This is a genomic window from Kaistia defluvii (assembly GCF_040548815.1).
Lineage (GTDB): Bacteria > Pseudomonadota > Alphaproteobacteria > Rhizobiales > Kaistiaceae > Kaistia > Kaistia defluvii_A.
Map to the genome: position 1 here is coordinate 294,449 of NZ_JBEPSM010000004.1, position 26,883 is coordinate 321,331.

The window sequence follows — 26,883 nt, forward strand, 5'->3', positions numbered from 1 at the left end:
TGATATTGGCTAGAGAACGTCCAGCGAGAGCTCGTCGGAGAGCGCCTCTTCCTTCTGTTCGTCGGTCAGCGTGATCTCTTCGGAGACGCCGGCCTCGTCCTTCACCTCGAAGGTGTCGGGCAGTTCGTCGTTCAGCGACCAATAGGCGAGCATGGCCGCCTCGGTCCGGTTGCTGGCGATCACGTCGACGGTGATCGTCACCTGGAAATGGTCGCCTTCGAAATCCTCGAACTCCGGGTCGAGTTCGGCTTCGGTCTTATCGGACATCGTTCTTCTCCGCAGATTTCCGGTCAAGGGTGGCCCTACTTGCGCGCTGCCTCACAGCCGGTCAAGCCGCAACGCGGCCACCCGGCTCGATGCGGGGAGATCGTGAGACATCGGGCTAACGGCCTTTGCAGTCCGCCCGACCTCCGTGCTTCACTGGCAAGGATTCGAAACTCCATAGCAGGAACCACCGTCGTGACCCGTGTCGACCATAGCCCCTACCATGCGGCGCTCGAAGAACTTGGCACCGTATTCAGTCGATTGGATGACGGGAAGGTCGATGAACTCATCGAGGCCATCGCCAAGGCGAAGAGCACGGTCGTGTTCGGCGGCGGCCGCGAGCGCCTGCAGATCATGGGCTTTGCCATGCGCCTCTACCATATGGGCGTGCCGGTCGCGGTCGAGGGCGACATGACGACTCCGCCGGTCGGTCCCGACGACCTTTTCCTGCTCACGGTCGGGCCCGGAGAGATCTCGACCGCCCTGGCGCTGATCGGCGTGGCGCGCAGCGCCGGTGCGACCGTGGCCGTGATCACCGCACAGCCAGGCGGCAAGGCGCCGGCCATGGCCGACCTCGTCCTGCACCTGCCGGCCCAGACCATGGCCGACGACCAGGGCGAAGCCCGCAGCTCGATCCTGCCGATGGGCTCGCTTTATGAGGGCGCGCTGTTCGTGCTGTTCGAGGTCATGATCCTGAAGCTACGCGAGCGCCTGCAGACGACGCCGGAAGCCATGCGGGCCCGGCACACCAATCTGGAATAGACTTCTCTCCAGCGATGCCAGCCTTCCGCCCGGCGGCCAAGGGAGGCTGGCATCTCCCCCCACGCATCAATTCCGCCCAACTGGCCCTCGCCCAGGCCGCGCCGGCGCATGTCCGCCGCGCTCCTTCCCAAGGCAGCCCGACGCCTCCGTCTGACGCGCTCCACCGAGCAGCCCCCCTCGACACGCGAGGGCAACGCCCCGGCAACGAACCGTCGCGCGCATTCCAGCGCCCGACTGCGCAATTCGGCCACCTGAGCTCTTTCGCTTTGCGCATAACGCGCATAGAGTGAACTCTAGTAGTTTGCTGCGCCCTTGATCGATCCGAATTCTGCGCATAACGCGCAGCGGACCCGATCTGGCATTTGTCGAGCCACTCCACGATCCCTGACTTCTTGGGCGCATTCATCCGATGACACGCTGGCTGATCCTCGCCGATGATCTGACCGGGGCGGCCGACAGCGCCATTCCGTTTGCCAGGCGGGGATTGGACAGCGTGGTCAGTTGGAGCCCGGCCGCGGCCGGCGCGCCGCGAACGGCCATCATCTCGCACAATACCGACAGCCGGGGGCTGACTGCCGGGGCGGCGGCGGAGCGGCAGCACCATGCGCTCGCGACCCACTCCGAGCCCGGGCGCGACCTCTTCAAGAAGATCGATTCGACCCTGCGAGGCCAGCCGGCCGCCGAGATCGCCGCCACCATGGCCCATATGAAGCGGCGGTTCGGCAGGGTCTTCGGCCTGCTGGCCCCCGCCTTCCCGGCCACTGGCCGCACGACGCGCCACGGCCGCATCCTCGTCAACGGTCAGCCGCTCGAACAGGCCGAAGTCTGGCAGCGCGAGCACAGCTACGCCAATGCCGATCTCGCTGACGTCCTTGCCTCGGCCGGCCTGGCCACAGAGGTCGTGCCGCTTTCGACCATCCGCGCGAGCGAGAGCGATCTGCGCGCCGCCTTCTCGCTCCTCGCCAGCCGGGGTGATGTCGTGGCGATCTGCGATGCGGAAACCGAGGACGACCTGCGCCGGATCGCGGCGGCAAGCCTGCCGATGTCGCCGGGCGCCTTCCTGATCGGCAGCGCCGGTCTCGCGTCAGCCGTGGCGGCGCTCACGCCGTCGACCCTTGTCTCCACACCCCGCTTCGAAGCCTCGGAGCAAGGCTTCCTCATGGTGGTCGGCTCGCTGGCGCTGGCGTCGCGCCGGGGTGCTGCCAAGCTCGTCGCCAGCGGGCATGTCGCGCATGTGCCGGTCTCGCCCGAAACCCTACTGCACGATGCGTCCGAACGCGCCGCCATCGGCAAGGCGGTCGCGGCCCGGCTCGACACCGGCCAGGATGTCCTGGTCGAAATCCAGATGAATGACCGGCCCGAAATGGCGCTGGGGCCGAGCCTCGCCGAGGGGTTGGCCGACGCGCTCGCGCCTGCCGCCACCCGCATGGGAGCCTTCGCAGCGACCGGCGGCGAAACGGCGGCAGCCTTGCTTTCCCGCTTCGGCGCCCTGGGCATCCGCCTGATCGACGAGATCGAGCCCGGCGTCGCCCTCGGCCAGGCCCTCGGCGCGCTCTCCTGTCCCGTGGTCACGAAAGCCGGCGCCTTTGGCGACGACGACAGCCTCGGCCGCATCGCCCAACGCCTTCGCGATATCCGCACCCAAGGAAATCCAGCATGACGCCGACCCAGAGTTCACTGCCCACCATCGCCATCACCATGGGGGATCCCTCCGGCGTCGGGCCAGAGATCATCATGAAGGCGCTCGCGCAGGATTCGACCCGCCAGCTGTGCAACGCGCTGGTGATCGGCGATGCCGAGCGCCTGCGGCTCGCGGGCCGGCTGGCCGGGATCGACCTCGAGGTCGCCTCGCTCGACGATCCGGCGCAGGCGGATTTTGCCGCGCCGGCCGTGCAATGCATCGACCTCAAGCTGGTGCCGGCGGATCTCCCCTTCGGCAAGGTGTCTCCGGTTGCCGGCGAGGCCGCCTTCCGCTTCATCGAAAAGGCGGTTGAGATCGCCAGCGCCGGCATCGCCCAGGCGATCTGCACCGCGCCGCTCAGCAAGGAGGCGCTCCATGCGGCCGGGCACAAATATCCCGGTCATACCGAGCTGCTCGCGGAACTGACCGGCACGCCGGAAGTGTCGATGATGCTGGTCTCGCCCAAGCTGCGCGTGATCCACGTCACGACCCATATCGGGCTGATCGACGCGATCGCGAAGATCGAGCCGGGTCTTGTCGGGCGGGTCATTGCGCGAGGCCATGCGGTGCTGACGAAAGCCGGCATCGCCAACCCGAAGATCGGCGTCTGCGCCATCAATCCGCATGCAGGGGAAAACGGGCTGTTCGGCCGCGGCGAGGAGGCCGAGAAGATCACGCCCGCGGTCGAGGCCTGCCAGGCGAAGGGATGGGACGTCCGCGGCCCGCTGCCAGCCGACACCCTGTTCTTCCTGGCCGGCCGCGGCGATTACGACATGGTGGTCGCCATGTATCACGACCAGGGCCATGGCCCGATCAAGGTGCTGGGGCTGGAATCCGGCGTGAACATCACGGTCGGACTTCCCGTCATCCGCACTTCCGTCGATCACGGCACGGCGTTCGACATCGCCGGCACCGGCGTCGCCGACGAGCGCAGCCTGATCGAAGCGTTGCGCCAGGCCGTGGGACTCGCGCCGCGCCCCGTCGCCGTCTAGTCGACCATCCGGGGGAACAGCACGCCCATGCGCAGCACCGAACGCCGCTCGCGCCTTCTCGAAGCCTTGCAGCTTGGCGAAGTCGATGTCGAGGATCTGGCGCGCCGTTTCGCCGTGTCGGAATCGACCGTGCGGCGCGATCTGCAGCGCCTTGCCGCGGACAATGCCGTCCGCCGAACCTATGGCGGCGCCATCCTGCTCGGCCGGGGCCGGGAAACGACGCTCGGCGAAAGACTGGACGAGCGCGGCGCGGAAAAGCGGGCCATCGCGCAGGCGGCACTGGCATTTATCGAGGATGGCGACACCCTCCTCCTCGACGCCGGATCCACCGTCCTCGCGCTTGGTCCGCTGCTGGCCGGCCGACGGCTGCGCATCATCACCAACAACCTGGCCCTGCCGCCCTTGCTGGTCGGCGAGCCCGACATCGAAATGATCGTGCTGGGCGGCACGCTGCGCGCCAGCAGCATGGGCACGGTCGGCCCGCTGGCGATGGAGGCGCTGCGGCGGCTTACCGCCGACAAGGCGTTTCTGAGCGCGGATGGCATCGTCGCCGGCCGGGGCTTGTGCGAAGCACATCTCGACCAGGTGGCGCTCAAGAGCCGGATGATGGAGCAGGCGAGGGAAACCATCATCCTCGCCGACGCAACGAAACTCGGCCGCGCGGAACAATCGGCCTGGGCGCCGCTGCCCGCACACTGGCGCCTGATCACCGACGCGACCGCCTCCGACCACCAGCTCGCGGCGATGACCACCGCCGGGGCGGAGGTGACCCTCGCGACCGTGTGAGGATCGTGGCGGCCTACGGAGCCGTTCGGCCCTCGCATACATCGTCCCGTCATCACGGCCATTGTCTGAACGACCGGGACGACGGGACGATGCTTGAACGTTACTTGACGGTGATGGCCAGGCCGCTCAGGTCGGCGTTGACCTGCAGGCCGACCTGCTTGCCCGAAAGCTCGAGCCGGGCGCCCTTTTCATTGGTCATGACGATGACCTGCGCGCCGCGGCCGATCGCGCCGCCGCCGCCGGCTGCGCCGTAGACACCGGTCACGTCGCTGGCGCGGCGAATGTTGCGGACCGTGCCGCGGAAATTGGTCTTGGACGCGCCAAAGGCGATGCCGCCCGAAATGCCGGCGATCGAGATCGGGTAGCGGCGACCATGGAAGGTCAGCGTACCGTCGCCGCCCGAGCCGCCGACGAAGAAGGCCGCCTTGTAGACGGAGAAGCGGATCGTGCCGCTGTCGGCGTGCGCGGCGCTGGAGAGGCTGACGGCCCCGGCCGCGATGACGGCAACCGCGGCGGCGCGAATTCTGGGCGAAATCATCATGATCAAGTTCCTCAAGGTAGCCGCTTGCCCAGCGACTGGGCTCGTCAGCCTCGTCTCCGAGTGACAATGGAACAGTCTCGCCCGGGATTGGTTCCGCGCGGGGTGACCGAATTCCGATACGGTCAGGATGTCGCAAGATAAGGTTGGCCAGCAAGCGCGATTTTCCGGCTTCCCGCCCCTGGCGCCACCGCGGCGATTTCCGCCTCGCTCGCCTAGGAGGGCTGGGTGAGGCGGAGGATGCGAGAACTGCCGCCCCGCGTCTCGGTGACGACGAGGACGGAGCCGTCCGGCGCGGCCTTCACGTCGCGAACGCGGGCGCCCACCGGCACATGCTCCTCCGCGACGACGCGGTCATTGTCCATATGCAGGACGACGACCGCCTGGGCGACCAGCCCGCCGACCAGGAAGGTGCCCTGCCAATGCGGGAAGGTCTCGCCGTGGTAATAGGCCATGCCAGAGGGGGCGATGACGGGATCCCAGTAATAGACAGGCTGTTCCGTGCCGATCTCGGCTGTCTTGCCCGCGCCGATCGGCGCGCCGCTATAATCGATGCCATAGGTGACTTCCGGCCAGCCGTAATTCTTGCCGGCCTCCGGGCGGTTCAGCTCGTCGCCGCCGCGCGGCCCGTGCTCGACCGTCCAGAGGCGCCCCTGACCGTCCAGCGTGGCGGACTGCATGTTGCGGTGGCCGAGGCTCCAGATCTCCGGCAGCGCGCCCTCCGTGCGGACGAAGGGATTGTCGGGGAGCGCGGCGCCGTTGCGGTCGATGCGGAAGACTTTTCCAAGGCCGCTGGCGATATCCTGCGCCTGCACGCGGACGGCGGCGTTCGAGCGTTCGCCCACCGTGACAAACAACTCGCCCTTGGGACCGAACACCAGGCGGGAGCCGAAATGGTTGTTACCGCGGAAAGCAGGCGTCTGGCGGAAGATGACGGTCAGACCCTCGAGGCGAGCGCCCTTGTCATCCTGCACCAGCTTGGCGCGCGCCACCGAGGTGCCGTTGCCACCGTCGCGCGGCTCGGAGAAGGAGACGAAAATCTCCTGGCTGGTGTCGAAATCGGGCGCCAGGGCGACGTCGAGCAGCCCGCCCTGCCCCGCGGCATCCACCTCCGGCACACCGGCGATATCCGCGCCCACCGAACCGTCGGCGCCGACGATGAACATCCGTCCTTCCTTGGCGGTGACGAGCATCCCGCCATCCGGCAGGACTTCGAGCGACCAGAGCTGCGGCAGGTCCTCCGCGATCACGCTGACAGCGGGCTCGGTCCGCTTTTCCGGCAGAGGAGCGCGGGTCTGGTCCGACGACTGGGGCTTCTGGTCGGCGCCATGGGGCGGCCGGGTGTCGAGCGAGGTCTGCGCATAGGAAGGGAGGGCGACGCCGGCTGTCAGCACCAGGGCCAGGGCGGTGGCAAGTCGGGTCATGCGAACACTTCCTTTCGATAGAGGGCGGAGGCGGAAGGAGATCCACCCCGGGCGGGAGGGGGATCACGCGAGACCGCTGGAGAGCGGCTCGCGCATCCTTGGCCTTCGGCGAACATCGGCGCCGGGGATCTGGTTGTCGAACGTCCGGGCACGCATCCGGTTCCCGCGCCCCTGCGACCGACGCCATCCACATGTCCCAAGCGGCCTGCCCCTCCCCGGCACGAGGCCGCGGAAGTCGATGGGAAAGTCAGGCGCGTCGTGCGGCGTTTGGTGCGGCTCCCTCGTTCCCGACCGGCCCGGTACGAGCGGGGCGCGGCCAGCTTCCGTTCAGGATGAGGGTAGCGACGAGGCCGATCAGCAGGCCCCAGAACGCCCCGCCAATGCCAAGCAGCCGGATGTTGGCGGCGGAGGCGAGAAAGGTAATCAGCGCCGCCTCGCGCGAGCCCGGATCCGCCATCGCTCCCGCAAGGCTGCCACCAATGGTGCCGAGCAGCGCCAGACCGGCGAGCGTGGTGATGAAGGTCGCGGGGAAGGCCATGAAGACGGCGGCCAGCGTCACGCCGAACACGCCGACCAGAACGTAGAAGCACCCTGCGGCGATGCCGGCGATCCAGCGTTTCGACGGATCCTCATGCGCGTCCTTGCCGGTGGCGATCGCCGCCGTGATGGCCGCGATGTTGAAGGCATGCGAGCCGAACGGGGCCATGAGGAGCGAGCCGAGGCCGGTGACCGCGACGATCGGATTGGCGCTCGTCTTGAAGCCGTCGTTCCGCAGCACCAGCATGCCGGGCATGTATTGACCGGTCAGCGTGATCACGAACAGCGGCAGCGCCACCGAAAGCAGGGCGTTCAGCGAGAACTGCGGCAGGGTGAAAACAGGCGACGCGAATTCCAGCGTCAAGCCTGAGAGATCGACCCGGTCCTGCACCAGCAGGAAGGCCAGCCCGATCACCAGAATGCCGACCACCGCGTAGCGGGCGGCGAAGCGCTTCAACACGACATAGGCAACGATCAGCAGGCCGACTAGCAGCGGATCGACGCTCGCCCCGCCAAAGGCACCGATGCCGAAGGGCAGCAGGATGCCGGCCAGCAGGCCCGAGGCGATGCCGGGCGGGATCAGCCGGATCACCTTCTCGAAATAGCCGGACATGCCAAGCGCGACGAAGGCCGCCGCCGAGATCATGTAGGCGCCGACCGCCTCCGCATAGGGCGTCGTCGCCAGCGCGCTGACGAGAAACGCCGCCGCCGGGGTGGACCAGGCCGTGATGATCGGCTCGCGGTAGCGCCAGCTCAGGAACAGTCCCGTCAGTCCGACGCCGATGGAAACCGACCAGACCCAGGACGCCGTCAGCCCCGGACTGAGGCCCGCGACCTTCGCGGCCTGGAAGACGAGGATGAAGGTGCCGCCATAATTGACCAGGACGGAGATCAGGCCGGCAATCATGGGATGCGCCAGATCGTGGGGACGAAGGGGAGTTGGCTGGGATGGCATGGTCGTCGAGAAACTCCGGAAGGACGGGCCCCGCGGGCCGCGGGTCGGCTTGACAACTAACCGGTGAATGGCCTGTTCTCTCCCGCCAATTCTATCGATGGGACCAGACCATTTGTTCAAGCATTCGCAACTGGAATCGGTGAAGGCATGGATGGCGCTGCCCGCCCATGCGGCCATGCCGCTGCATGCACGGATCCAGCGGGCGATCCGGCAACTGATCGTCGACGGTGCGCTGGGACCGGGCAAGCCTCTGCCCGCCTCCCGCGCGCTTGCCACGTCGCTCGGCGTGTCGCGCGACACGATCGAAGCCGCCTATGGCCAGCTTCACGCGGAAGGCTTCATCGACCGGCGCGTGGGCAGCGGCAGCTTCGTCGCCGAGATGACCGCGTTCACGCCCGGCCGCCGCCAATCGCCCAGGGATCCACAGCGTCGCAACCAGCCGCCGAAGCTCAGCCGGCGCGGCGCCGCCATGTTCGGCGGTGGCGGCGTTCGCGAGCGGCTCACGCCGCGGCCCTTCGCGCCGGGCGTGCCGGAGACGCGCACTTTTCCGCTTGCGCTCTGGGAGCGCCTGGAGCGGCAGGTCCGGAAGGAAGTCGGCGCGCAAACCCTGCTGCATGGCGACCCGCAAGGCATCGCGCCGCTCCGCCGCGCCATCGCCGACTATGTGAACCTGGAGCGAGGCGCGCGCGCCACGGCGGACCGGGTGCTGGTGCTGACTAGTTCACAGCAGGCGCTGTCGCTCTGCGCCAACATGCTGCTTGATCCCGGCGACGGGATCTTCATCGAGGATCCCGTCTATTACGGCGCGCGTCGCGCCTTCGACGCGGCGGGGCTGGAGTGCCTGCATATCCCCGTCGACGGCCAAGGCCTTGTGGTCGAGCCGATCCTGGCCGAACCGCGCCGCGCCAAGGCGGTGTTCCTCACGCCCTCCCACCAGTTTCCGACCGGGGCGACCCTGGCGCTGGAACGCCGCCTCGCCCTGATCGAATGGGCGGCCCGGCACCAGGCCTGGATCATCGAGGATGATTACGACAGCGAGTTCCACTATGCCGGCAAGCCGACCGCCTGCGTGCAGGGCCTCGATCCGCATGACCGGACGCTCTATATCGGCACCTTCACCAAGTCGCTCTTTCCGGGCCTGCGGATCGGCTATCTCGTCCTGCCGCCCCAGCTCGTCGGGCCGATGACCGTCGCGCGCACCCTGCAGGACGGCCATACGGCGCCGATGGCGCAATGGACTTTGGCGCGGTTCATGGAGGGCGGGCATTTCGGCGCGCATGTCCGCAGCATGCGCGGCGTCTATGCCGACCGCCTCGACCTGCTGGAAAGCCTCGTGCGCCGCCATCTGGCGGATTTCGTCGAACCGCGCGTTCCCGCCGGCGGGCTGCAGATGTCCTGCCGGTTGACCGGCGGGCTCCCGGAGCGCGCCGCGATCGAGGCGGCAGCGCGGGCCGGCATCGATCTGCTCGGTCTGTCGGCGCTGCATGCCGATGGCCGCGGCGAGGCCGGCTTCCTCATGGGCTTCGCCGCCTACACGCCCTACGAGATCGAGCTCGCCGTCCGGAAGCTTGCGACCGCGCTTCAGGCAATGAGACCCACCTAGTCACGCCGCCCGGAACATAGGCGCCGCGGCCTCGAGCGCCTCGATTTCCTGAAGAAACCGCTCGGCATGCGGCGATTCGGGAGAGGCATAATTGAGGTTCTTGAACCGCCCCGTCAGCTTGGTGAAATACTCTGGACGCCTGGACAAACGGCGTGATGCACACGCCCGGCTGCCGGGCCCTCCTCCCGATGAGCCGGAGGCCTCACGCACGGAAGGATCGGTGCCCGGCAGAGGCTGCCGGGCACGCCTTGGCTCACCAGGCGGTGAAGCCGCCATCCACGGTGACGTTCGAACCCGTCATGTAGGACGAGGCGTCCGACGCCAGGAAGCGGATGACGCCATTATACTCATCGATCTCGGCCTGGCGGTTCATAGGCACGCGCTCGAGGAACGCCTCGATGAACTCCTTGTCGAAGTTCGCCGTTTTGACGCCGCCGAACGAGATCAGGTTCACGCGAACCTTCTTCTGCGCCCAGTAGGTGCCGAGATAGCGCGTCATGTTGACGAGGCCGGACTTGGAGGCCGCGTAGGAGATGGCCTTGATGAACGGCACGCCGTCGCGCTTTTCGCGATAGGCATAGAGCGCCTGATTGGGCGAGACCAGGCCATAGATCGAGCCGACATTGATGATCGAGCCACGGCCGGCCTCGGCCATGCGGCTGCCGACGACCTGGCTGGTCAGCATGACGCCGGTCAAGTTGGTGTCGATGATCTCGTCCCAGTACTTCTGGGGATAGTTCTCGAAAGGCGCGTTCTGCTCGGCTGAGCCGTTGGGCTTGGAATCGATCCCGGCATTGTTGACTAGGATATGCGGGACGCCCCAGTCGGCGATCAGCTCTTCGGTCGCTGCCTCCAGCTCTTCCTTGCTGGTCACGCTGGCTTCATAGACGTTGATATTGTCGCTGACGCCGGGGAATTTTTCCTCGATCTGCTGGCGGCTGAAGGGCCGGCGCGAGAAGATCGCCACCTTGGCGCCGGCTTCCGCCAGGGACTTGGAAAACTGCGTGCCAAGCTGGCCGAGACCGCCGGTGACGACCGCGACGCGGCCCTCGACGCTGAAGAGATCCGTCATTCATTCCACTCCAAAAATCGGGTTCAGGCGCCCTTGGCGGCGCTGTCGATGGCTTCGCGCGCGCGCTGGTAGCCCTGGTTGAGGAACATCACGTCATTCCCCATGATGATCATGTCGACGCCCTTCTTCTGCAGGGCCGTGACGCTCTCGGCGACGGGGGGAATGCAGGGCGCCATCACCTTGATGCCGCGCGCATGCGCCTTCTCGATCAGCTCGGAAAGCTTCTCGTCGACCTCGGCGTTCTTCATCGAGTAATCGATCGGGATCTGGCGCGAGATCGAGTAATCGGCGGGGCCAAAATTGACGACGTCGATGCCTTCGACCTCCAGGATCTCGTCGATGTTGTCGAAGAACTCGAAGCTCTCGGCCATCGGGATGACGAGCTTGGTGGCGTTCTCGTGCTCCATATATTTGGACCACTGGAAGCCCGGGCCCGCATAGCTGGCCGCGCGGCAACCGGCGTCGCCGCCGCGGCGACCGATCGGCATGAACTTGGCGGCGCTGACACAGGCGCGAGCCTCTTCGGCCGTCTTCACATAGGGCACGATCACGCCCGTCGCGCCCATTTCGAGCGACTTGCGGATGTCCCACTGGTTGACGCCGCGAACGCGGACCAGCGGCGCGATGCCCGCCAGCAGCGACGCCATCACCAGCTTTTCCATGTCGCGGTCGACATTGGTCGGGGTGTGCTCGGCATCGATGAAGGCGAAGTCGAGGCCCCAGTTCCCAGCAATCTCGATCGGGGTCGTCGAACCGGAATAGAACGTCGAGCCGAAGACGGATTCGCCGCGCTTCATCTTCTCTAGGAGGGTGTGGTTCTCAGGTACGGCCAATTGATGCTCCTCTGGCGGCGTTGGTTATTTCAAATCAGGCGCAATGAAGCTCTTGAGCTCGGGCGTCTGCGGATTGGTGAAGATCTGTTCGGAAGGGCCCTGCTCCCAGACCCGGCCTTCGTTCATGAACACGGTGTGAGTGGCGACGCGGCGGGCGAAGCCCATCTCGTGCGTGACGAGAACCATGGTCATGCCGGCCTTCGCGAGCTCGGCGATGGTCTTGAGCACCTCGCCGGTCAGCTCGGGGTCGAGCGCCGAGGTGACCTCGTCGAACAGCATGACCTTGGGCTTCATGGCCAGCGAACGGGCGATGGCGACACGCTGCTGCTGCCCGCCGGATAGCTGGTCCGGATAGGCATGTGCCTTGTCGGAAAGGCCGACCCGGCTGAGCACGTCCTCGACCAGGCCCGCCATCGCGCTGGCCGGCAGCTTGCGGACCACGCGCGGCGCCAGGGTGATGTTGTCGGCGACACTCAGATGCGGAAACAAATTGTAGCTCTGGAACACCATGCCGACCTCCTTGCGCAGTTCGCGCAAGGCCGGCTTCGCATCGGACACCTTGTGTCCCGCGACCTCGATCGAGCCGGACTCGAAAGGCTCAAGCCCGTTGATGCAGCGCAGCATGGTGCTTTTGCCGGAGCCCGACCGCCCGATGACGGCGACCACATCGCCCTGTTCGACGCTGAGATCGATGCCCTTGAGGACCGGCATGGCGCCATAGGATTTCTTCAGGTTTTCAATGCGCAGCGCCGGCACTTTTTCTCTCCTTGAGCTTTTCGCTCCACCACGACAGCGGGAAGCACACGACGAAGTACATCGCAGCGACGGTCATGAAGACGTGGAAGGGCTGGAAGGTCACGTTGTTGAGCAACTGCCCCGCCCTCGTCAGTTCGACGAAGCCGATCAGCGCGGTGACGGACGTATTCTTGACGATCTGCACCATGAACCCGACCGTCGGTCCCAGCGCTATGCGCAGGGCCTGAGGCAGGATGACGTAGCGCAGCTTCTGCGGCCCGCTCAGGGCCAGGGCGTCCGCCGCCTCCCACTGCGTCCGCGGGATGGATTCGATGCAGCCGCGCCAGATATCGGCGAGGAACGCGGTGGCATAGATGGTGAGCGAGATCACCGCCGCAGCGAAGGGCGGGAAGTAGAGGCCGAGAAAGCTCAGCCCGTAGAAGCAGAGGAACAGCAGGATCAGCAGCGGGGTCGCCTGCACCAGCTGGATATAGCTGGCGATGATGAACCGGAGCCAGCGCGGCCCCAGCGAGCGCCCCACGGCGAAGATCAGTCCCAGCACGCCGCCGGAAATGAAGGTCATGATCGACAGGCCGACCGTCCAGAGCAGGCCCATCATGAGGAACTGGACGCTCTGCCAACCAAAGGACTGGATCATAGGTCGGCCTTTCCAGGAACGAGCATCATGCCGGCGGCGGCATCGCCGGTATGGACGCGGCGGCGGAAGAGCCAGAGCCCGATCGCCCAGTAGAGCAGGCGGAAGGCAAAGGTCATGGCGATGTAGAGGATCGCCACGAGGATGAAGGTCTCAAGACTCCGGAAGGTCTGGGATTCGATCATCGAACCGGCCAGGGTCAGGTCGGTCGCCGAAATCGCCGAGACGAGCGAGGTGCCCAGCAGGGTCAAGGTGAGCTGGCCCGTCAGCGCGGGATAGATGATGCGCAGGGCCGGCACGATCACGACGTAGCGCATCACCTGGAAGCGCGACATGCCGAGCGCCAGGCCGGCCTCGATCTGGGTCTTGGGAATGGCCAGCAGCCCGGCCCGGAATATCTCCGTCGAATAGGCGCCGAGATTGAGCGAAATCGCGATGACGGCGGCCGTATTGGCGCTGAGACGCAGCCCGGCGAAGGGCAACGCGAAGAACAGCAGGAAGAGCTGCACGAGCAGGGGCGTGTTGCGGAACGCCTCGACATAGATCGAGCCGGCGATATTGGCCCAGCGCGGTCCGTTCACCCGGACGAGCGCCACGCTCAAGCCGATGGCGAGGCCGATCGCGATGGATTGGCCGGACAGGACCAGCGTATCCAAGGCGCCATCCAGCAGTTCGGGAAGCCGGCTCATCACCGGCCCGAAGGTCATTTCGTAGGCCAATTGAAGTCTCCGAGATCCCTGGCAGATCCTGGCTGGGCCGGCGATCCGGTCGCCGGCCCAGCCTTCCCCTTCGGGGTGGGGATGCGATCAGAACGTGGGAAGCTTGCCGCCGGGGATAGGGATGCCGATCCACTTCTCGTGCAGGGCGCCCAGATTGCCGGTCACTTCCTGGTAGTAGATGAAGTTGTTCAGCCACTGGTGCAGCTCGGTCGCGTCCTTGCGGACGGCCATCGACCAATAGAGTGTGAAGATCGGCAGATCCGACTTCACTTCGAGATTGCTCAGATTCTGCTTCTTGATGACGTCATTGGCCACAGCGGCCACGGCGGCGGTTGCGTCCACCTGACCCGAGATCAGCGCCTGCATGGCCAGCGCATCATCGTCGAAGCGCACGACTTCCAGGCCCTTGATGCCATAGCCGGAGACGGCGATGTCCTGGGTGGAGCCCTTCGGCACCGAAATGCGCTTGCCGGCGAGATCCTCGAGCGAGGTGATCTTGGTATCCTTGCCCGCCACGAAGCGCATTTCATAGGCGCCGTACGGGTTGGTCATCAGGAAGGTCTTGGCGCGGGCGGGCGTCGCCGTCATCTGGGCGATCAGCATGTCGACGCGGCCGGATTCGAGGGCGGCGGCGCGCGAGGCGTTGTTGACCGGCACGATCTCGACTTCGACTTCGAGAGCCGCGGCGACCTGGCGGGCCAGGTCCACGATGAAGCCGTCGGTCTTGCCGCTCGCATCGATCGTGTCATAGGGCGGGATGCCGGTCAGCACGCCGATGGCGATCCGCCCCTTGGCGCTAATGTCGGCGGTGGTCTGCGCCATCGCCGTTCCGGCGAGCGCAGCGGACAGCGCCACGGCGGCCACCGCGCCGCGGATGAAGTTCCCAATCATTGCATTTCCTCCCTTGAACGCGCCGGCGGATTTTCCGCTCTCGACGCCTGTCTCCGTTGCCGAACCGGCACTCCTCTACCGGCCAGGTGTGCAAAAGCGGCCCGAAAGGCCGGCGATGCATCGCCCGATGGATCCAACACTTGACATATGACTTGTGACATAAGTAGATGTCAAGCAGCGTTATGGTGGCGTATTCGAGAGGGGACAACCGATGAAGAGGCCTGAAGCCGCAGCAGGAACTCGACCCGTTCGCCTGACGGTGGGCTGGAGTTCCACGCCATGAAGCCCGTCGCTCCCCGCAGCCGAGACAAGCTGCACCTCTCCGTCGCCGGCGATTTCGAAGCCAAGATCCTCTCAGGCGCGCTGGGCATCGGCGAACCGCTTCCTTCGGAGGCCGACATCGCGCGCGACTACGCCGTCTCGACTCGATCGGTGCGCGAAGCGATGCAGATCCTGGAGACAAAGGGGCTGGTGAAGCGGCGCCATGGCGGACGCACCACGGTGGTGCGCGATGACGTCACGCAGTTTCTCGGCACGCTGACGGTCACCGTGCGCCAACTCTTCTCCACCGACGCCGAATATCTCGTGCAGCTGATGGCCGTGCGCCGGATGATCGAGACCGAAGTCGTGGACCTGCTGACCTTGGGCGGCGGCGCCATGAACGCCGATGTCGGCGCAGCCCTCGAGGCGATGCGCACGGCGCGCGACACCGCCGACTTCTCCGGCTTCGTCGATGCGGACGCTGCTTTCCACCTGGCCCTGGTCCATTCGGCCGGCAACCAGATTCTGACGGTCTTCTACGACAATCTGTACGGCCTGATCACCGAGGTGATCCGGATCACCAGCCGCGTGCCGACGAAATCGCTCGAGGCCGCCTGGGCCGAGCATGCCGACATCTATGCCCGCATCGAAAGCCGCGACGGCGAAGGCGCCAAGGCGCTGATGCGCGACCAGATCGACAATAGCGCCGCCTATCTCCGCGTCGCGATCGAAAAAGCCAAAGCAGCCAAGGACAAGAGCGATGACTAAGTTCGACTATACCGACACCGACTGGGCCGCCATCGAGCGCCTCAAGAAGTGGTATTCCGGCGATGTCCATGACAGCATGGAGAGCCTGGGCCTCTGGGGGCATCTCGACGGCATCTCGCTCCTGGGTGCCTTGGAGCCCGGCCAGGTCGTCTGCGGCCCGGCCGTGACGGTCCTGTTCGAGGTTTCCGACCGCAAGGGCGAACCGCAGGACGTCTATCACAACGCGATCGACAACACGCCCGAAGGCGGCATCCTGGTTTGCGACGCCTCCTGCGCCCCCGGCTCCTGCTCGGGAGAATTGATGAGCTCGGGTGCCAAGACCCGCGGCGCCGCCGCCACGGTCGTTTACGGCACGGTCCGCGACCTCGCCCAGGTCCGGGCGCTCGGCTATCCGCTGTTCGGCAGCGCGCCCAGCCCCGTCGGCGTCACCGGCAAGAAGGAGCCCAGGCACTCCCAGGTCCCGCTCCAGATCGGCCGTGCCACCGTGCGTCCGGGCGACGTGATCTTCGGCGACATTGACGGCGTCGTGGTCATCCCCAAGGAACGCGTGCGGGACGTCGCCGATGCAGCGGACGCGCTGGGCCGCAACGAGGCCGCTGCGCGTGACCGCATCCTGGCCGGCGAGAAGCTGCAATCCGTCTGGCCGGAATAATCGAACCCGAATTTCGGATCGGCATGGCCGTCGTCCCACCGGACGACGGCCAAGTCATTTCTAGAGCCCGCTCCGGTCACCAGCTTCCCCACCCGCCCCGTCCGGTCAGCGATTTAAGCCATCGTGAAATCTGATACATCAGAGTTTGACGTATCAGATTTTTGAATTTACAAAAGTCTCGCCGGCTTCGGGAGATGATGGAATGGATGGTCACGTCGCGGACGACAGGGAACAGCGCAGCGAGCGGGTGCTTGAACCGATCCGCATGCGCAGCTTGCGCGAGCACATCCATGACGAGCTCCGCCAGGCCATTATTTCCGGCCGCCTGAAGACGGGCGCGAAGCTGAACGAGCGCCAGCTCGCGGCCGATCTGGGGACCAGCACCAGCCCGCTGAAGGAAGCGCTGCGCCAGCTTGAGGCCGAAGGTCTCGTGCGGACCGAACCGCGTCGCGGCAGCTACGTCACCTTCTCGCCCCGGCAGGCCGAGGAAATGACGCTCGCCCGCGCCGCACTGGAAAGCATCATCGCGCGCCAGGCCGCCAAACATGCCCCGGACGCAGCCTTTGCCCGGTTGCGCGCGGTCGTCGACAAGATGCGCGCCGTGCTGGAAACGGGCAGCGTCGAACAGCTCATCGCGCTGAACGAGCAGTTCCACGACACGATCCACGAGGCGTCCGGCTGCGATTACCTCCGCCGGCTTCAGAACGCGCAGCGCACATACGACCACGCCGCCCGCATCACCGTGCTGTCGAGCGAGGATGTTCGTCGGGCATCGTTCCATGAACATGAAGCAATCATGGAGGCGATCGTCGCCCGCAACGAGGATGAGGCCGAGCGGCTGATGCGCCAGCACATCATGGACGCGGGGAAGACGCATATCGAGCTGGTCTTCTGATCGGCTTACAGGGAGGAATACAATGAAGTTCGAGGCGTACCGCCGCGTCCTGCACGGCATATCCGGCGTGCATGTCACCGCTTATGATGACCGTGGCGAAATCGAGCCGAAGCTGACGGGCCGCATCGTGTCCGACATCGCGGCGGCCGGCGTCCATAACATCGTGACGGGCGGCAATACCGGCGAGTTCTTCAGCCTGACCACGGACGAGGTCATCCGCCTGCAGGACATTGCGGTCGCAGCCGTCGACGGCCGTTCGGCGGTCACCGCCGCGGCCGGTCGCTCGGTCCGCGAGGCGATCACGGTGGCGAAGGCTGCCAAGGCAGCCGGCGCCGACGGCGTCATGATCCACCATCCGCTCGATCCCTTCGCCGCTCCGCATTCGCAGGTCGACTACTTCATCGCCATTGCCGAAGCGGTCGATCTGCCCCTCGTCGCCTATGTCCGCTCCGACCTGATCCCGCTGGACCAGATGGTGCGCCTTGGCAGCCATCCGGCCGTCGCGGGCGTCAAGTTTGCGTCGACCAACACCATGCGCTTCGCCGAATGCGTGCGCGCCACCCAGGGCTCCGATGCCACCTGGATCTGCGGTCTCGCGGAAAGCTGGGCGCTGCCCTTCTACGCGCTGGGCGGCAAGGGCTTCACCTCGGGCCTCGTCAACATCGCGCCGGCGCTTTCGCTCGCGGTCTGGCGGGCGCTGGAGGCGGGCGACTATGCGGCGGCGCGCGACTATGTCGATCGCATCGCGCCGTTCGAGAACATGCGCACGAAATACAACAACGGTGCCAACGTCACCGTCGTGAAGGAGGCTCTGCGCCTTCGCGGTGCCGAGGTCGGGGCGGTGCGCCTGCCTGGCTTGCCGGAACTCGAGACAACCGATCGCCAGGCGCTCGGCCGGATTCTGGAAAGCTGGAAGGAGTCCGCGCTCGCCTGATCGCCAGCGCCGCGCGTCATCTGGGAGGAGGCGCGCGGCGTTCATGACAACCACTGGGAGGAGTACGTCATGTTCAACAAGGTTTCACGTCGCCGCTTCATGGCCGGAGCGGGCCTCGCGGCCGGCGCCGGGCTCATCATGCCCCGGGGCGCGTTTGCGCAAGGCGCGCCGGTCGCCCTCAACGTCATCGACGCTGCCGGCAATCTGGCCCTGACACAGCCGATCTTTGACAATTTCGCGTCGAAGAACAGCAATCTCGTGTCGCGCTTCACCTTCAACAAGGCCCCCTCGCCGGAACTGCCGGGCAAGATCCGCGCCCAGCAGCGCGCCAATCGCGTCGATATCGACATGGTCATCATCGGCCCGGATGCCCTGTCTGCCGGCCTTGCCGACGACATCTGGACCGACATCATCGCCCTGCCCGAGAACGGCCTGCCCAAGCTGCAGGACATCTATCTCGACCCTGCCTGGCGCATGCAGCAGCAGGGACAAGGCAAGGGCGTCGTCGTCTCCTACTACCCCTCGGGCCCGTTGCTCGAATACATGCCCGACCGCGTGCCGAACGTGCCGAAGACGGCGCAGGAACTGCTGGACTGGGCGCGGCAGAACCCGAACAAGTTCATCTATGCGCGCCCCGCCAATTCCGGCCCCGGCCGCACCTTCCTGATGGGCCTGCCCTATCTGCTGGGCGATTCCAATCCCAAGGACCCGGCCAAGGGCTGGGACAAGACCTGGGCCTACCTCAAGGAACTGCACAAGCAGATCGAATATTACCCGGCCGGCACCGGCGCGCTGATGAAGGAATTCGGCGAGGGCACGCGTGACATGACCGTCACAACCACCGGCTGGGACATCAACCCGCGCGCCCTCGGCGTCGTGCCGAAGGAAGCCGCCGTCGGCAAGCTGGATGGCTTCCACTGGGTCTGCGACGCGCATTATTTCGCGATCCCCAAGGGCGTTCCGGCCGAGAAGGTCGCGGTCCTGCTGGAGTTCATCAAGTTCGCGCTTCAGCCGGAACAGCAGGCCTATTCCTATGACGCCGGCTATTTCTATCCGGGCCCGGCGGTCAAGGACGTCCCGCTGAGCATGGCGCCGCAGGCCAGCCAGGACATCATCGCCGAGTTCGGCCGTCCGGAATATGCGGACTGGATCGCCAACAACCCGATCGAGCTGCCGCTCGAGCCCGATGCCCTGGTGGTGGCCTTCCGTCGCTGGGACGAGGATGTCGCCGCCGGTTGATCGACCGCTCCGCATTGTCGCTGCCGCGCGCCCTTCGGGTCCGCGGCAGCAACACCCTGGATCCCTGTTTCGGACGGAATAACGGCATGTCGCTCGCCTCAATGTCCTTCAATGAACTGCGTCTCGACCGCGTAAGCCGGGCTTTCGGGAGCTTCCATGCGCTGAACCAGATCGAACTCGTGATCGGCAAGGGCGAGTTCGTCGCGCTGCTCGGCCCGTCGGGTTGCGGCAAGTCGACCGCGCTCAACTGCATCGCCGGCCTGCTCGGCACCACCGGCGGCGGCATCTATATCGACGACCGGCGCATCGACCAGCTCAAGCCGGAAGATCGCGGCTTCGGCATGGTGTTCCAGAACTATGCGCTGTTTCCCCATATGACCGTGCTGCAGAATGTCGGCTTCGGCCTGAAGATGCGCGGCCTTCCGCGCGCCGAAATCGAAACCCGCTCCCAGGCAGCCCTTGCCCTGGTGCGCCTTCAGGGCCAAGCCGACAAGCTTCCCGGCCAGCTCTCCGGCGGCCAGCAGCAGCGCGTGGCCATCGCCCGCGCCATCGTCATCGAGCCGCCTCTGGTGCTGATGGACGAGCCGCTGTCCAATCTCGACGCCAAGCTCCGCCTGGAAATGCGCGCCGAGATCCGCCGCATCCACAACCAGCTCGGCGCGACCACGATCTACGTCACGCACGACCAGGACGAGGCGCTGTCGCTGGCCGATCGCATCGTGGTGCTGCGCGACGGGTCGATTCGTCAGGTCGGCACGCCGCATGAGCTCTACGAGAGCCCGCTCTATCTGGACGTGGCCGAGTTCATGGGCTTCCGCAACAAGGTCGTCGGCAAGGTCGTCGGCGTCGCGAACGGGGTTGCCACGATCTCGACCGAGGGACGCGAACTCACCGGCCGCGCCATGGACGCCCTGAAGCCCGGCGACGACGCTGTGCTCGCCGCCCGCGGCGACGACGTGATCGAGGGCACTTCCGGCGGAAACGCCATTCAGGCGACGGTCGAGACCATCGAATATCGCGGCCGCGAATATGTCGGCACCGCCCGCACCGCCACCGACATGGAACTCGTCTTCCACGGACCGCGCAAGGTCGATATCGGCAGCCGCATCAGCCTGGAGATCGACGCCCTGCGCGCCCTGGTCTTTGCGACAGCGAGGGCAGCATGAGCGTTGAGGCAATCCAGACATCGCCGCGCGTGACCGCGGAGCCGGACCGGCCGGGCCTGCGCCGTCGGCTAGCCAACCGGGGGATAGACGGCGTCACGCTGATGATCCTGCCGGCCCTCCTCTTCGTGCTCGGCATCTTCGTCTACCCGTTCCTGTACGGACTGGTGCTGTCGTTCAATCCTCTCGAGGGCGACGCCCTCGCCAACTATCGCGAGTTCTTCTCGGATCCCTATCTCTACAACACGATCGGCGCGACGCTGCGGCTCGCCGTTCCGGTGACGCTCCTCAGCGGCATCCTGGCGGTGCCGATCGCGATGCGCGTGCGCCTGCTCCAGCGCCAGCGGCTGCTCACCACCATTCTCGTGCTGCCGATCACGCTCGGCACGGTGCTCGTCGCCGAGGGCCTGCTGAACTATCTGGGCGCGCAGGGCTGGTTCAACCGCACGCTGATGACCATCGGTCTGATCGACAGCCCGCTGCGTCTGACGAACAATTACTGGGGCGTCTTCGTCTCGCTGGTGATCACGGTCTTCCCGTTCACCTTCCTGCTGACGCTCTCCTACATCTCCGGCGTCGACCCGGCGCTGGAGCGCGCCGCCGCCACCCATGGCGCCAATAGCTGGCAGCGCTTCCGCTATGTCCTGTTGCCGCTGCTGATTCCGGGCCTCGTGGTCTCGGCCTGCCTCACCTTCGTGCAGGCCTTCTCGGTCTTCCCGTCGGCCGTGCTGCTCGGCGCGCCGTCCGGACCGACGCGGGTCATTTCCATCGCCGCCGCGCAGGCCGCGTTCGAGGAATACAACCCCTCCAAGGCTTCGGCGATCGCCATGATCATGGCCGCCGTCCAGCTCCTCGTCGTGGCCGGCCTGCTTGGCGTGCGCTCAATGTTCTACCGCGGCTCGACCGCCGGCGGGAAAGGCTGACCCATGGTTCGCGATACCTCTCTTCTTTCCAAGCTCTGGATCACGGTTGTCTGGGTCGTCACGGGTCTGTTCGTCCTCAACGTCATCGCCGTCATCGCGGCCGTGGTGGTCTCGTCCTTCGGCACCCGCTGGCTGCGCAGCTGGTTGCCGGATGCCTTCACGATCCGCTGGTATGCGGCGGCCTGGGCCGAGTTCCAGCTCGATCACGTGCTGCTGGTCACCTTCCAGATCGTCTTCACGGTGGTGATCCTGTCGGGCCTGCTCGGCGTGACGGCCGCCTATGCGATGGCGCGGCGTGATTTTCCGGGCAAGAAGCTCGTCCTGCTGATCTTCCTGCTGCCGCTGCTGGTGCCGCCGATCACCTTCGGCATTCCGCTCGCGACCGTGCTCTACATGGCCGGCGTCGGCGGCACGTTCTGGGGCGTGGTGCTGGCCAATCTCGTGCCGACCGTGCCCTTCGTCATCCTGGTCATGATCCCGTTCATCGAGCAGATCGATCCCAAGGTAGAGGCGGCGGCGCGCGTGTTCGGCGCCGGCACGTTCCAGCTCTTCCGTCACGTGCTGCTGCCCATGCTGCTTCCCGGCATGCTGGCCTCGATGCTGCTGGTGCTGGTCCGCACCGTCGCGATGTTCGAGCTGACCTTCCTAACCGCGGGCCCGACCAGCCAGACCCTCGTGGTCGCGCTCTATTACTCGGTCTTCGCCGCGGGCGTCCGCTCGGTGCAGTCGATCGACGCGATGGCGGTGATCTACATGGTGACCTCGCTGGTCTGGCTGCTGATCGCGCTTCGCTTCGTGAACCCGACGCAGATCGTCGCGCGCGGCCGGTCGGAAGCCTCGCCCCACTGACGTCCCGGGGGCGGCGCAGGCCGCCCCTCCCGCAATGCCCCGGAAAATTCCATGAAGATCCAAGCGATTGAAACCATCCAGCTGCCGCACCTCAACAACATCCTCTGGGTGCAGGTGCATACCGATGAAGGCATTGTCGGGCTGGGCGAGACGTTTCGCGGTGCCAATGCGGTGGCGGCCTACATCCACAGCGATATCGCGCCGCTGCTGATCGGCCAGAACCCGCTGGAGATCGACCGCATCTCCAGCCTGCTGCTTTCGCCCTATGTCGGCTTCCGTTCGTCGGGCGTCGAGATCCGCGCGGCATCGGCGATCGACGTGGCCCTGTGGGATATCTTCGGCAAGGCGGTGAACCAGCCGATCCACCAGCTGCTCGGCGGGTTGTCGCGGCCGTCGATCCGCACCTACAACACTTGCGCCGGCTACACCTACAACAAGAGCGGCGCGCGGCGTTACATCGGCGATTGCGACGACGCGAAGGAAGGGCCCTACGAGGACCAGTTGGCCTTCCACAGGGATGCCGGCGCGCTGGCGGAGAGCCTGCTGTCCGAAGGCATCACCGCGATGAAGATCTGGCCGTTCGACCCGTTCGCGGTCGCCAATGGCGGTAATTTCATCCACGCCACCGATCTCGACAAGGCGCTCCTCCCCTTCCGCCAGATCCGCGACGCAGTCGGCGACAAGATGGAAGTCATGGTCGAGCTGCATTCAATGTGGGATCTGACATCGGCGCTCGCGATCGCGCGGGGCCTGCGCGAGTTCAACCCGTTCTGGGCCGAAGATCCGATCAAGATGGTCAACCCGCAATCCCTGGCGATCTATGCCCGCCAGTCCGGCATTCCGGTCTGCGCCAGCGAGACGCTGGCAACGCGATCGCAGTTCCTCGATGTGCTCAAGGCGGACGCCACGGACTATGTGATGCTCGACGTGTCATGGTGCGGCGGCCTGTCCGAGGCGAAGAAGATCGGCACCATGGCCGAGACGTTCCAGCGGCCGGTTGCGCCGCATGACTGCACCGGCCCCGTGGTTTTCGCCGCCTCGATCCACCTGTCGCTGAACCTGCCGAATGCGATCTACCAAGAATCCGTGCGCGCCTATTACACCTCGTGGTATCGCGATCTCGTCACGGTGATGCCGCGCATCAAGAACGGCGAAATCTATCCCTTCGAGGGCGCCGGCCTCGGGCTGGAATTGTCCGATTTCGTGCTCGATCATCCCGAGGTGATCCGCCGGACCACGAGGACATCGTGACGGGCCCGGTCGGCAATCGCGCCTCGATGAACGGAGCCATGACATGACACGCACGATCCTGCTCACCGGCGCTTCCGGCACGCTGGGCCGTATGCTGGCCCCGCGCCTGGCGCGCAAGGGCTACGCCTTGCGCCTGTCGGATATCACGGCCTTTCCCGATCCGCTTCCGGAAGGCTCGACGTTCGTGCCGGCGGATCTGCGGGACGAAGCTGCGGTCCGGGAGCTGATGCAGGGCACGCACCAGATTGTCCATCTGGGCGGCATCAGCGTCGAAAAGCCGTTCCGCCCCGTCCTCGACGCCAACATACTCGGCCTGATCCATCTGTTCGAAGCCGCGCGGCAGGATCGCCAGCGCATCGTCTTTGCCAGCTCCAACCACGCCATCGGCTTTTACGAGCGGGGCGAGAAGCTGTCCGTCCGCGACCCGATGCGTCCGGACGGCTACTACGGTCTCTCTAAGGCCTATGGCGAACTGCTCGCCCGCATGATGTTCGACAAGCACGGGCTGGAGAGCGTCCACATGCGTATCGGCACCTGCATTCCGCAGCCGACCGAGGCCCGCCACCTGTCGACCTGGCTGTCGCATGACGATCTGGAGCGCCTTGTGATCGCGGCGCTGGAGGCAGAGAGCCCGGGCCACGCCATCGTGTGGGGCGTCTCGGCCAACCGGCAATCGTGGTGGGGCGAGGATGACGCCGCGCGCATCGGCTATGTGCCGCAGGACGACGCCGAGCGCTTCGCGCCCCTTCCCGAGGAGGGCGATGCCGTGACACGGCGGTTTCAGGGCGGCAGCTTCACCGCCCAGGACTACACGAAGGGCGACGCCGAGCCATGACCGTCGCGCTGGCAGCCGACAGCTACGACATGACCGTGGATCCCGCACAGGGCGGCGCCATTCTGTCGGCCAACTGGCGCTTCCCCGACGGCCGCAAGGTCGCCGTGCTGGAGCCGATGACGGAAACGCTGGCGCCCTTCAAGGCCGGATGTTTCGCGATGGTCCCGTTTGCCAACCGCATCGCGGATGGCCGCTTCCGCTTCGAAGGACACGACTATGCGGTGCCGGTCAATCATCCGGCCGAAGCGATGGCGATCCACGGCTTCGGGCGTGAAAACCCCTGGGGCGTCACGGCGCAGGACAGCGCCACGCTGACGCTCGAACAGGATTTCGAGCGCGCCGACAACCCGTATCGCTATCACGCGCGGCAGGAGATTACTCTTTCCGAAGCGGGGCTTCGTCTATCGCTCACCGTGCGCAATGACGGCGCGCGCGCCATGCCATTCGGCATCGGCTTTCACCCCTGGTTTCCGAAATCGCCGCGCACCACGCTGGCCTTTGCCTCGCACGGTGTGCTGGGGCGGGATGCACGCGGCCTGCCGATCCTGCCGCCGCGGACCGTGCCGGCTTTTGAGCCCGCCTCCCCCGCCCCCCTCGGGACGCTGCCCTGGTTCGACGGATTCTTGGACGGCTGGGAGCCCCGCCAGGCGCGGCTGGAGCGGCCCGAGGACGACCTCGCCCTGGAGCTGGAAGCCGAGGGCGCCTTCCGCCATCTCCATGTCTTCGTCCCGGATGACCGCGCTGTCCTGTGCGCGGAACCGGTGAGCCACGCGCCCGACGTGATCAACCGCCCCGAACTCGGCACCGCCAACGCCATGAAGAGGCTTGCGCCCGGCGAGGCGATGGCCGGCACGATGACGATCCAGGCGATGCCCCTCCGCACGATGCCCTTTTCCACCACGAGGCACAGACGATGACCCGCAAGACCTATGACCAGCTCCGTTCCTCGCGCTGGTTCGCGCCGGACGACCAACGGTCATCGGGGCACCGTTCGCGCACGCTGCAGATGGGCTACGACCCGGCCGACTGGGAAGGAAAGCCGGTCATCGCCATCATCAACACCTGGTCGGACGCGCAGCCCTGCCACGCCCATTTCAAGGACCGCGTGGAATGGGTGAAGCGCGGCATCCTTCAGGCGGGCGGCTTTCCGGTCGAACTGCCGGCCATGTCGCTCTCGGAAAGCTGGGTCAAGCCGACCACCATGCTCTATCGCAACATGCTGGCGATGGAGACGGAGGAGCTGCTGCGCTCGCATCCGATCGACGGCGCGGTGCTGATGGGCGGCTGCGACAAGACCACGCCGGCCCTGGTCATGGGCGCGATCTCGGTCGGCCTGCCCTTCGTCTTCCTGCCGGCCGGGCCCATGCTGCGCGGCAATTATGCCGGCAAGTATCTCGGTTCCGGCACAGACATGTTCAAATATTGGGACGAGCGGCGCGCCGGCACCATCACCAAGGAAGAATGGATGGGCATGGAGGCCGGCATCGCGCGCTCCTACGGCCACTGCATGACCATGGGCACCGCCAGCACGATGACCGCGATCGCCGAGGCGATGGGCCTGTCGCTGCCGGGTTCGTCGTCGATCCCCGCCGCCGACGCCAATCACCAGCGCATGTCCACCCAATGCGGCCGGCGCGCCGTCGAGATGGTGTGGGAAGACCTGACGCCGGAAAAGATCATCACCCCCGCCGCCGTGGAAAACGCCGTCACGGTGGCCATGGCGACCGGCTGCTCGACCAACGCCATCATCCATCTGATCGCCATGGCGCGGCGAGCCGGCATTCAGCTTGAGCTGGACGACCTCGACCGGATCGGCCGCACAACGCCCGTCCTCGCCAATATCCGTCCCTCCGGCACGCAATATCTGATGGAGGATTTCTTCTATGCCGGCGGCCTGCGCGCGCTGATGAAGCAATTGGGCGACAAGCTCGATGCCTCGGCCATCACCGTGACCGGCCGGCCGCTGGTCGAGGGGCTGGAGGACGTGAAGATCTACAATGAGGACGTGATCCGGCCGCTCTCCAACCCGGTCTATCACGAGGGCTCGCTGGCCGTGCTCAAGGGCAATCTCTGCCCGGACGGGGCCGTCATCAAGCCGGCCGCCTGCGACCCGAAATTCCACAGGCATGTCGGTCCGGCGCTGGTGGCCGACAGCTATCCGGAACTGAAGAAGATCATTGACGATCCGGATTATCCGATGACGCCCGACACCGTGCTGGTGCTACGCAATGCGGGGCCGCAGGGCGGGCCCGGCATGCCGGAATGGGGCATGATTCCGATGCCCAAGGCGCTGCTGAAGCTGGGCCTGCGCGACATGGTGCGCCTCTCGGATGCGCGCATGTCGGGCACGTCCTTCGGCGCCTGCGTCCTGCATGTCGCGCCGGAATCCTATGTCGGCGGCCCGCTTGCGCTGTTGAAGACCGGGGATATGGTCGAGCTCGACATTCCGGCGCGCCGGCTCGACATGCTGGTCAGCGAGGAGGAGCTCGCGACGCGACGCGCGGCCTGGGTCGCGCCGCCGCCCCGCTACGGACGCGGCTATGGCCTGATGTTCTCCAAGCATATCGAGCAGGCCGACAAGGGTTGCGACTTCGACTTCCTACGCACCGAGTATGGCCGCCCCGTCGACGAGCCGGTCATCTACTAGCGCCTTGAAGAGATCGTGA

27 protein-coding genes are annotated in these 26,883 nt (G+C 66.2%); 17 read left to right on the forward strand and 10 right to left on the reverse strand.

What is annotated here, in order from left to right:
* Window positions 1-9 precede the first annotated feature (9 nt).
* Window positions 10-267 carry a hypothetical protein gene (locus tag ABIE08_RS21510; protein ID WP_266331552.1) on the reverse strand — a complete coding sequence of 86 codons (258 nt, stop codon included), beginning with the start codon at window positions 265-267 and terminating at the stop codon, window positions 10-12.
* Between the two features lie 192 nt (window positions 268-459).
* Here ABIE08_RS21510 and ABIE08_RS21515 point away from each other — a divergent pair, with 192 nt between their 5' ends.
* The 4 genes from ABIE08_RS21515 to ABIE08_RS21530 all read left to right on the forward strand — a co-directional run bounded on the left by ABIE08_RS21515 (window position 460) and on the right by ABIE08_RS21530 (window position 4,485).
* A complete protein-coding gene (locus ABIE08_RS21515) occupies window positions 460-1,026 on the forward strand; it encodes an SIS domain-containing protein (protein ID WP_354553938.1) in 567 nt (188 codons plus the stop codon).
* Between the two features lie 409 nt (window positions 1,027-1,435).
* Window positions 1,436-2,686: a four-carbon acid sugar kinase family protein gene (locus ABIE08_RS21520; RefSeq protein ID WP_354553940.1), complete on the forward strand. Its 1,251-nt coding sequence runs from the start codon at window positions 1,436-1,438 to the stop codon at window positions 2,684-2,686.
* On the forward strand, window positions 2,683-3,699 hold the full coding sequence (gene pdxA, locus ABIE08_RS21525) for a 4-hydroxythreonine-4-phosphate dehydrogenase PdxA (RefSeq protein WP_354553941.1): 1,017 nt from the start codon (window positions 2,683-2,685) through the stop codon (window positions 3,697-3,699). The genes ABIE08_RS21520 and pdxA overlap by 4 nt, the downstream gene beginning before the upstream one ends.
* 27 nt (window positions 3,700-3,726) lie before the next feature.
* Window positions 3,727-4,485 (forward strand): DeoR/GlpR family DNA-binding transcription regulator, encoded by a 759-nt coding sequence (locus tag ABIE08_RS21530; protein WP_354553942.1) that lies wholly within the window; start codon window positions 3,727-3,729, stop codon window positions 4,483-4,485.
* Window positions 4,486-4,585: 100 nt separating this feature from the next.
* Here the strand turns inward: ABIE08_RS21530 and ABIE08_RS21535 are convergent, their stop codons facing one another.
* The 3 genes from ABIE08_RS21535 to ABIE08_RS21545 all read right to left on the reverse strand — a co-directional run bounded on the left by ABIE08_RS21535 (window position 4,586) and on the right by ABIE08_RS21545 (window position 7,939).
* Window positions 4,586-5,026: a hypothetical protein gene (locus ABIE08_RS21535; protein ID WP_354553944.1), complete on the reverse strand. Its 441-nt coding sequence runs from the start codon at window positions 5,024-5,026 to the stop codon at window positions 4,586-4,588.
* Window positions 5,027-5,238: 212 nt separating this feature from the next.
* Window positions 5,239-6,447 carry a PQQ-dependent sugar dehydrogenase gene (locus ABIE08_RS21540; RefSeq protein ID WP_354553945.1) on the reverse strand — a complete coding sequence of 403 codons (1,209 nt, stop codon included), beginning with the start codon at window positions 6,445-6,447 and terminating at the stop codon, window positions 5,239-5,241.
* A 247-nt stretch (window positions 6,448-6,694) separates the two neighbouring features.
* Window positions 6,695-7,939, reverse strand: a complete 1,245-nt coding sequence (locus tag ABIE08_RS21545; RefSeq protein WP_354553946.1) for a benzoate/H(+) symporter BenE family transporter — start codon at window positions 7,937-7,939, stop codon at window positions 6,695-6,697.
* Window positions 7,940-8,090: 151 nt separating this feature from the next.
* On the opposite strand from ABIE08_RS21545, the gene ABIE08_RS21550 reads away from it, so the two are divergent.
* A complete protein-coding gene (locus tag ABIE08_RS21550; protein ID WP_354553948.1) occupies window positions 8,091-9,542 on the forward strand; it encodes a PLP-dependent aminotransferase family protein in 1,452 nt (483 codons plus the stop codon).
* A gap of 253 nt (window positions 9,543-9,795) precedes the next feature.
* On the opposite strand, the gene ABIE08_RS21555 is transcribed toward ABIE08_RS21550, so the two are convergent.
* From ABIE08_RS21555 to ABIE08_RS21580, 6 genes are all read right to left on the reverse strand, one after another.
* Entirely contained in the window at window positions 9,796-10,614 is an 819-nt protein-coding gene (locus tag ABIE08_RS21555; RefSeq protein WP_354553949.1) for an SDR family oxidoreductase, read from the reverse strand.
* Window positions 10,615-10,637: 23 nt separating this feature from the next.
* Window positions 10,638-11,447 carry an HpcH/HpaI aldolase family protein gene (locus ABIE08_RS21560; RefSeq protein ID WP_354553951.1) on the reverse strand — a complete coding sequence of 270 codons (810 nt, stop codon included), beginning with the start codon at window positions 11,445-11,447 and terminating at the stop codon, window positions 10,638-10,640.
* A 24-nt stretch (window positions 11,448-11,471) separates the two neighbouring features.
* Window positions 11,472-12,203, reverse strand: coding sequence for an amino acid ABC transporter ATP-binding protein (locus ABIE08_RS21565; RefSeq protein WP_354553952.1), 732 nt, complete (start codon window positions 12,201-12,203; stop codon window positions 11,472-11,474).
* Window positions 12,184-12,840: an amino acid ABC transporter permease gene (locus tag ABIE08_RS21570; RefSeq protein WP_354553954.1), complete on the reverse strand. Its 657-nt coding sequence runs from the start codon at window positions 12,838-12,840 to the stop codon at window positions 12,184-12,186. The genes ABIE08_RS21565 and ABIE08_RS21570 overlap by 20 nt, the downstream gene beginning before the upstream one ends.
* Window positions 12,837-13,556: an amino acid ABC transporter permease gene (locus ABIE08_RS21575; protein ID WP_354553955.1), complete on the reverse strand. Its 720-nt coding sequence runs from the start codon at window positions 13,554-13,556 to the stop codon at window positions 12,837-12,839. The genes ABIE08_RS21570 and ABIE08_RS21575 overlap by 4 nt, the downstream gene beginning before the upstream one ends.
* An 87-nt stretch (window positions 13,557-13,643) precedes the next feature.
* Complete coding sequence (locus tag ABIE08_RS21580; protein ID WP_354553957.1) at window positions 13,644-14,447, reverse strand: transporter substrate-binding domain-containing protein; 804 nt, start codon at window positions 14,445-14,447, stop codon at window positions 13,644-13,646.
* Window positions 14,448-14,726: 279 nt separating this feature from the next.
* On the opposite strand from ABIE08_RS21580, the gene ABIE08_RS21585 reads away from it, so the two are divergent.
* The 12 genes from ABIE08_RS21585 to araD all read left to right on the forward strand — a co-directional run bounded on the left by ABIE08_RS21585 (window position 14,727) and on the right by araD (window position 26,864).
* The gene (locus ABIE08_RS21585) at window positions 14,727-15,476 is read left to right on the forward strand and encodes a FadR/GntR family transcriptional regulator (RefSeq protein ID WP_354553958.1); all 750 of its coding nucleotides are present in this window, start codon (window positions 14,727-14,729) and stop codon (window positions 15,474-15,476) included.
* Window positions 15,469-16,128, forward strand: coding sequence for an RraA family protein (locus tag ABIE08_RS21590; protein ID WP_354553959.1), 660 nt, complete (start codon window positions 15,469-15,471; stop codon window positions 16,126-16,128). Before ABIE08_RS21585 ends, ABIE08_RS21590 begins: the two co-directional genes overlap by 8 nt.
* A gap of 145 nt (window positions 16,129-16,273) precedes the next feature.
* A complete protein-coding gene (locus tag ABIE08_RS21595) occupies window positions 16,274-17,023 on the forward strand; it encodes a GntR family transcriptional regulator (protein ID WP_354553961.1) in 750 nt (249 codons plus the stop codon).
* A gap of 22 nt (window positions 17,024-17,045) precedes the next feature.
* On the forward strand, window positions 17,046-17,957 hold the full coding sequence (locus ABIE08_RS21600; RefSeq protein ID WP_354553962.1) for a dihydrodipicolinate synthase family protein: 912 nt from the start codon (window positions 17,046-17,048) through the stop codon (window positions 17,955-17,957).
* A gap of 69 nt (window positions 17,958-18,026) precedes the next feature.
* Window positions 18,027-19,196, forward strand: coding sequence for an extracellular solute-binding protein (locus ABIE08_RS21605; protein WP_354553963.1), 1,170 nt, complete (start codon window positions 18,027-18,029; stop codon window positions 19,194-19,196).
* An 86-nt stretch (window positions 19,197-19,282) separates the two neighbouring features.
* On the forward strand, window positions 19,283-20,362 hold the full coding sequence (locus ABIE08_RS21610; protein WP_354553965.1) for an ABC transporter ATP-binding protein: 1,080 nt from the start codon (window positions 19,283-19,285) through the stop codon (window positions 20,360-20,362).
* 101 nt (window positions 20,363-20,463) lie between these two features.
* On the forward strand, window positions 20,464-21,282 hold the full coding sequence (locus tag ABIE08_RS21615) for an ABC transporter permease (protein ID WP_354554224.1): 819 nt from the start codon (window positions 20,464-20,466) through the stop codon (window positions 21,280-21,282).
* Window positions 21,283-21,285: 3 nt separating this feature from the next.
* Window positions 21,286-22,131: an ABC transporter permease gene (locus ABIE08_RS21620; RefSeq protein ID WP_354553966.1), complete on the forward strand. Its 846-nt coding sequence runs from the start codon at window positions 21,286-21,288 to the stop codon at window positions 22,129-22,131.
* Between the two features lie 51 nt (window positions 22,132-22,182).
* Window positions 22,183-23,382 (forward strand): mandelate racemase/muconate lactonizing enzyme family protein, encoded by a 1,200-nt coding sequence (locus ABIE08_RS21625; RefSeq protein WP_354553967.1) that lies wholly within the window; start codon window positions 22,183-22,185, stop codon window positions 23,380-23,382.
* A 43-nt stretch (window positions 23,383-23,425) separates the two neighbouring features.
* Window positions 23,426-24,217, forward strand: coding sequence for an NAD-dependent epimerase/dehydratase family protein (locus ABIE08_RS21630; protein ID WP_354553969.1), 792 nt, complete (start codon window positions 23,426-23,428; stop codon window positions 24,215-24,217).
* On the forward strand, window positions 24,214-25,134 hold the full coding sequence (locus ABIE08_RS21635; RefSeq protein ID WP_354553970.1) for an aldose 1-epimerase: 921 nt from the start codon (window positions 24,214-24,216) through the stop codon (window positions 25,132-25,134). The genes ABIE08_RS21630 and ABIE08_RS21635 overlap by 4 nt, the downstream gene beginning before the upstream one ends.
* Complete coding sequence (gene araD / locus ABIE08_RS21640) at window positions 25,131-26,864, forward strand: L-arabinonate dehydratase (RefSeq protein WP_354553971.1); 1,734 nt, start codon at window positions 25,131-25,133, stop codon at window positions 26,862-26,864. Before ABIE08_RS21635 ends, araD begins: the two co-directional genes overlap by 4 nt.
* Window positions 26,865-26,883 lie beyond the last annotated feature (19 nt).

Coding starts and splice junctions, on each gene's coding strand:
- ABIE08_RS21510 (WP_266331552.1), bottom strand. CDS start 267: ATGTCCGATAAGACCGAAGCCGAACTCGACCCGGAGTTCGAGGATTTC.
- ABIE08_RS21520 (WP_354553940.1), top strand. CDS start 1,436: ATGACACGCTGGCTGATCCTCGCCGATGATCTGACCGGGGCGGCCGAC.
- pdxA (WP_354553941.1), top strand. CDS start 2,683: ATGACGCCGACCCAGAGTTCACTGCCCACCATCGCCATCACCATGGGG.
- ABIE08_RS21530 (WP_354553942.1), top strand. CDS start 3,727: ATGCGCAGCACCGAACGCCGCTCGCGCCTTCTCGAAGCCTTGCAGCTT.
- ABIE08_RS21535 (WP_354553944.1), bottom strand. CDS start 5,026: ATGATGATTTCGCCCAGAATTCGCGCCGCCGCGGTTGCCGTCATCGCG.
- ABIE08_RS21540 (WP_354553945.1), bottom strand. CDS start 6,447: ATGACCCGACTTGCCACCGCCCTGGCCCTGGTGCTGACAGCCGGCGTC.
- ABIE08_RS21545 (WP_354553946.1), bottom strand. CDS start 7,939: ATGCCATCCCAGCCAACTCCCCTTCGTCCCCACGATCTGGCGCATCCC.
- ABIE08_RS21550 (WP_354553948.1), top strand. CDS start 8,091: ATGGCGCTGCCCGCCCATGCGGCCATGCCGCTGCATGCACGGATCCAG.
- ABIE08_RS21555 (WP_354553949.1), bottom strand. CDS start 10,614: ATGACGGATCTCTTCAGCGTCGAGGGCCGCGTCGCGGTCGTCACCGGC.
- ABIE08_RS21570 (WP_354553954.1), bottom strand. CDS start 12,840: ATGATCCAGTCCTTTGGTTGGCAGAGCGTCCAGTTCCTCATGATGGGC.
- ABIE08_RS21580 (WP_354553957.1), bottom strand. CDS start 14,447: ATGATTGGGAACTTCATCCGCGGCGCGGTGGCCGCCGTGGCGCTGTCC.
- ABIE08_RS21585 (WP_354553958.1), top strand. CDS start 14,727: ATGAAGCCCGTCGCTCCCCGCAGCCGAGACAAGCTGCACCTCTCCGTC.
- ABIE08_RS21590 (WP_354553959.1), top strand. CDS start 15,469: ATGACTAAGTTCGACTATACCGACACCGACTGGGCCGCCATCGAGCGC.
- ABIE08_RS21600 (WP_354553962.1), top strand. CDS start 17,046: ATGAAGTTCGAGGCGTACCGCCGCGTCCTGCACGGCATATCCGGCGTG.
- ABIE08_RS21605 (WP_354553963.1), top strand. CDS start 18,027: ATGTTCAACAAGGTTTCACGTCGCCGCTTCATGGCCGGAGCGGGCCTC.
- ABIE08_RS21610 (WP_354553965.1), top strand. CDS start 19,283: ATGTCGCTCGCCTCAATGTCCTTCAATGAACTGCGTCTCGACCGCGTA.
- ABIE08_RS21615 (WP_354554224.1), top strand. CDS start 20,464: ATGATCCTGCCGGCCCTCCTCTTCGTGCTCGGCATCTTCGTCTACCCG.
- ABIE08_RS21620 (WP_354553966.1), top strand. CDS start 21,286: ATGGTTCGCGATACCTCTCTTCTTTCCAAGCTCTGGATCACGGTTGTC.
- ABIE08_RS21625 (WP_354553967.1), top strand. CDS start 22,183: ATGAAGATCCAAGCGATTGAAACCATCCAGCTGCCGCACCTCAACAAC.
- ABIE08_RS21630 (WP_354553969.1), top strand. CDS start 23,426: ATGACACGCACGATCCTGCTCACCGGCGCTTCCGGCACGCTGGGCCGT.
- ABIE08_RS21635 (WP_354553970.1), top strand. CDS start 24,214: ATGACCGTCGCGCTGGCAGCCGACAGCTACGACATGACCGTGGATCCC.
- araD (WP_354553971.1), top strand. CDS start 25,131: ATGACCCGCAAGACCTATGACCAGCTCCGTTCCTCGCGCTGGTTCGCG.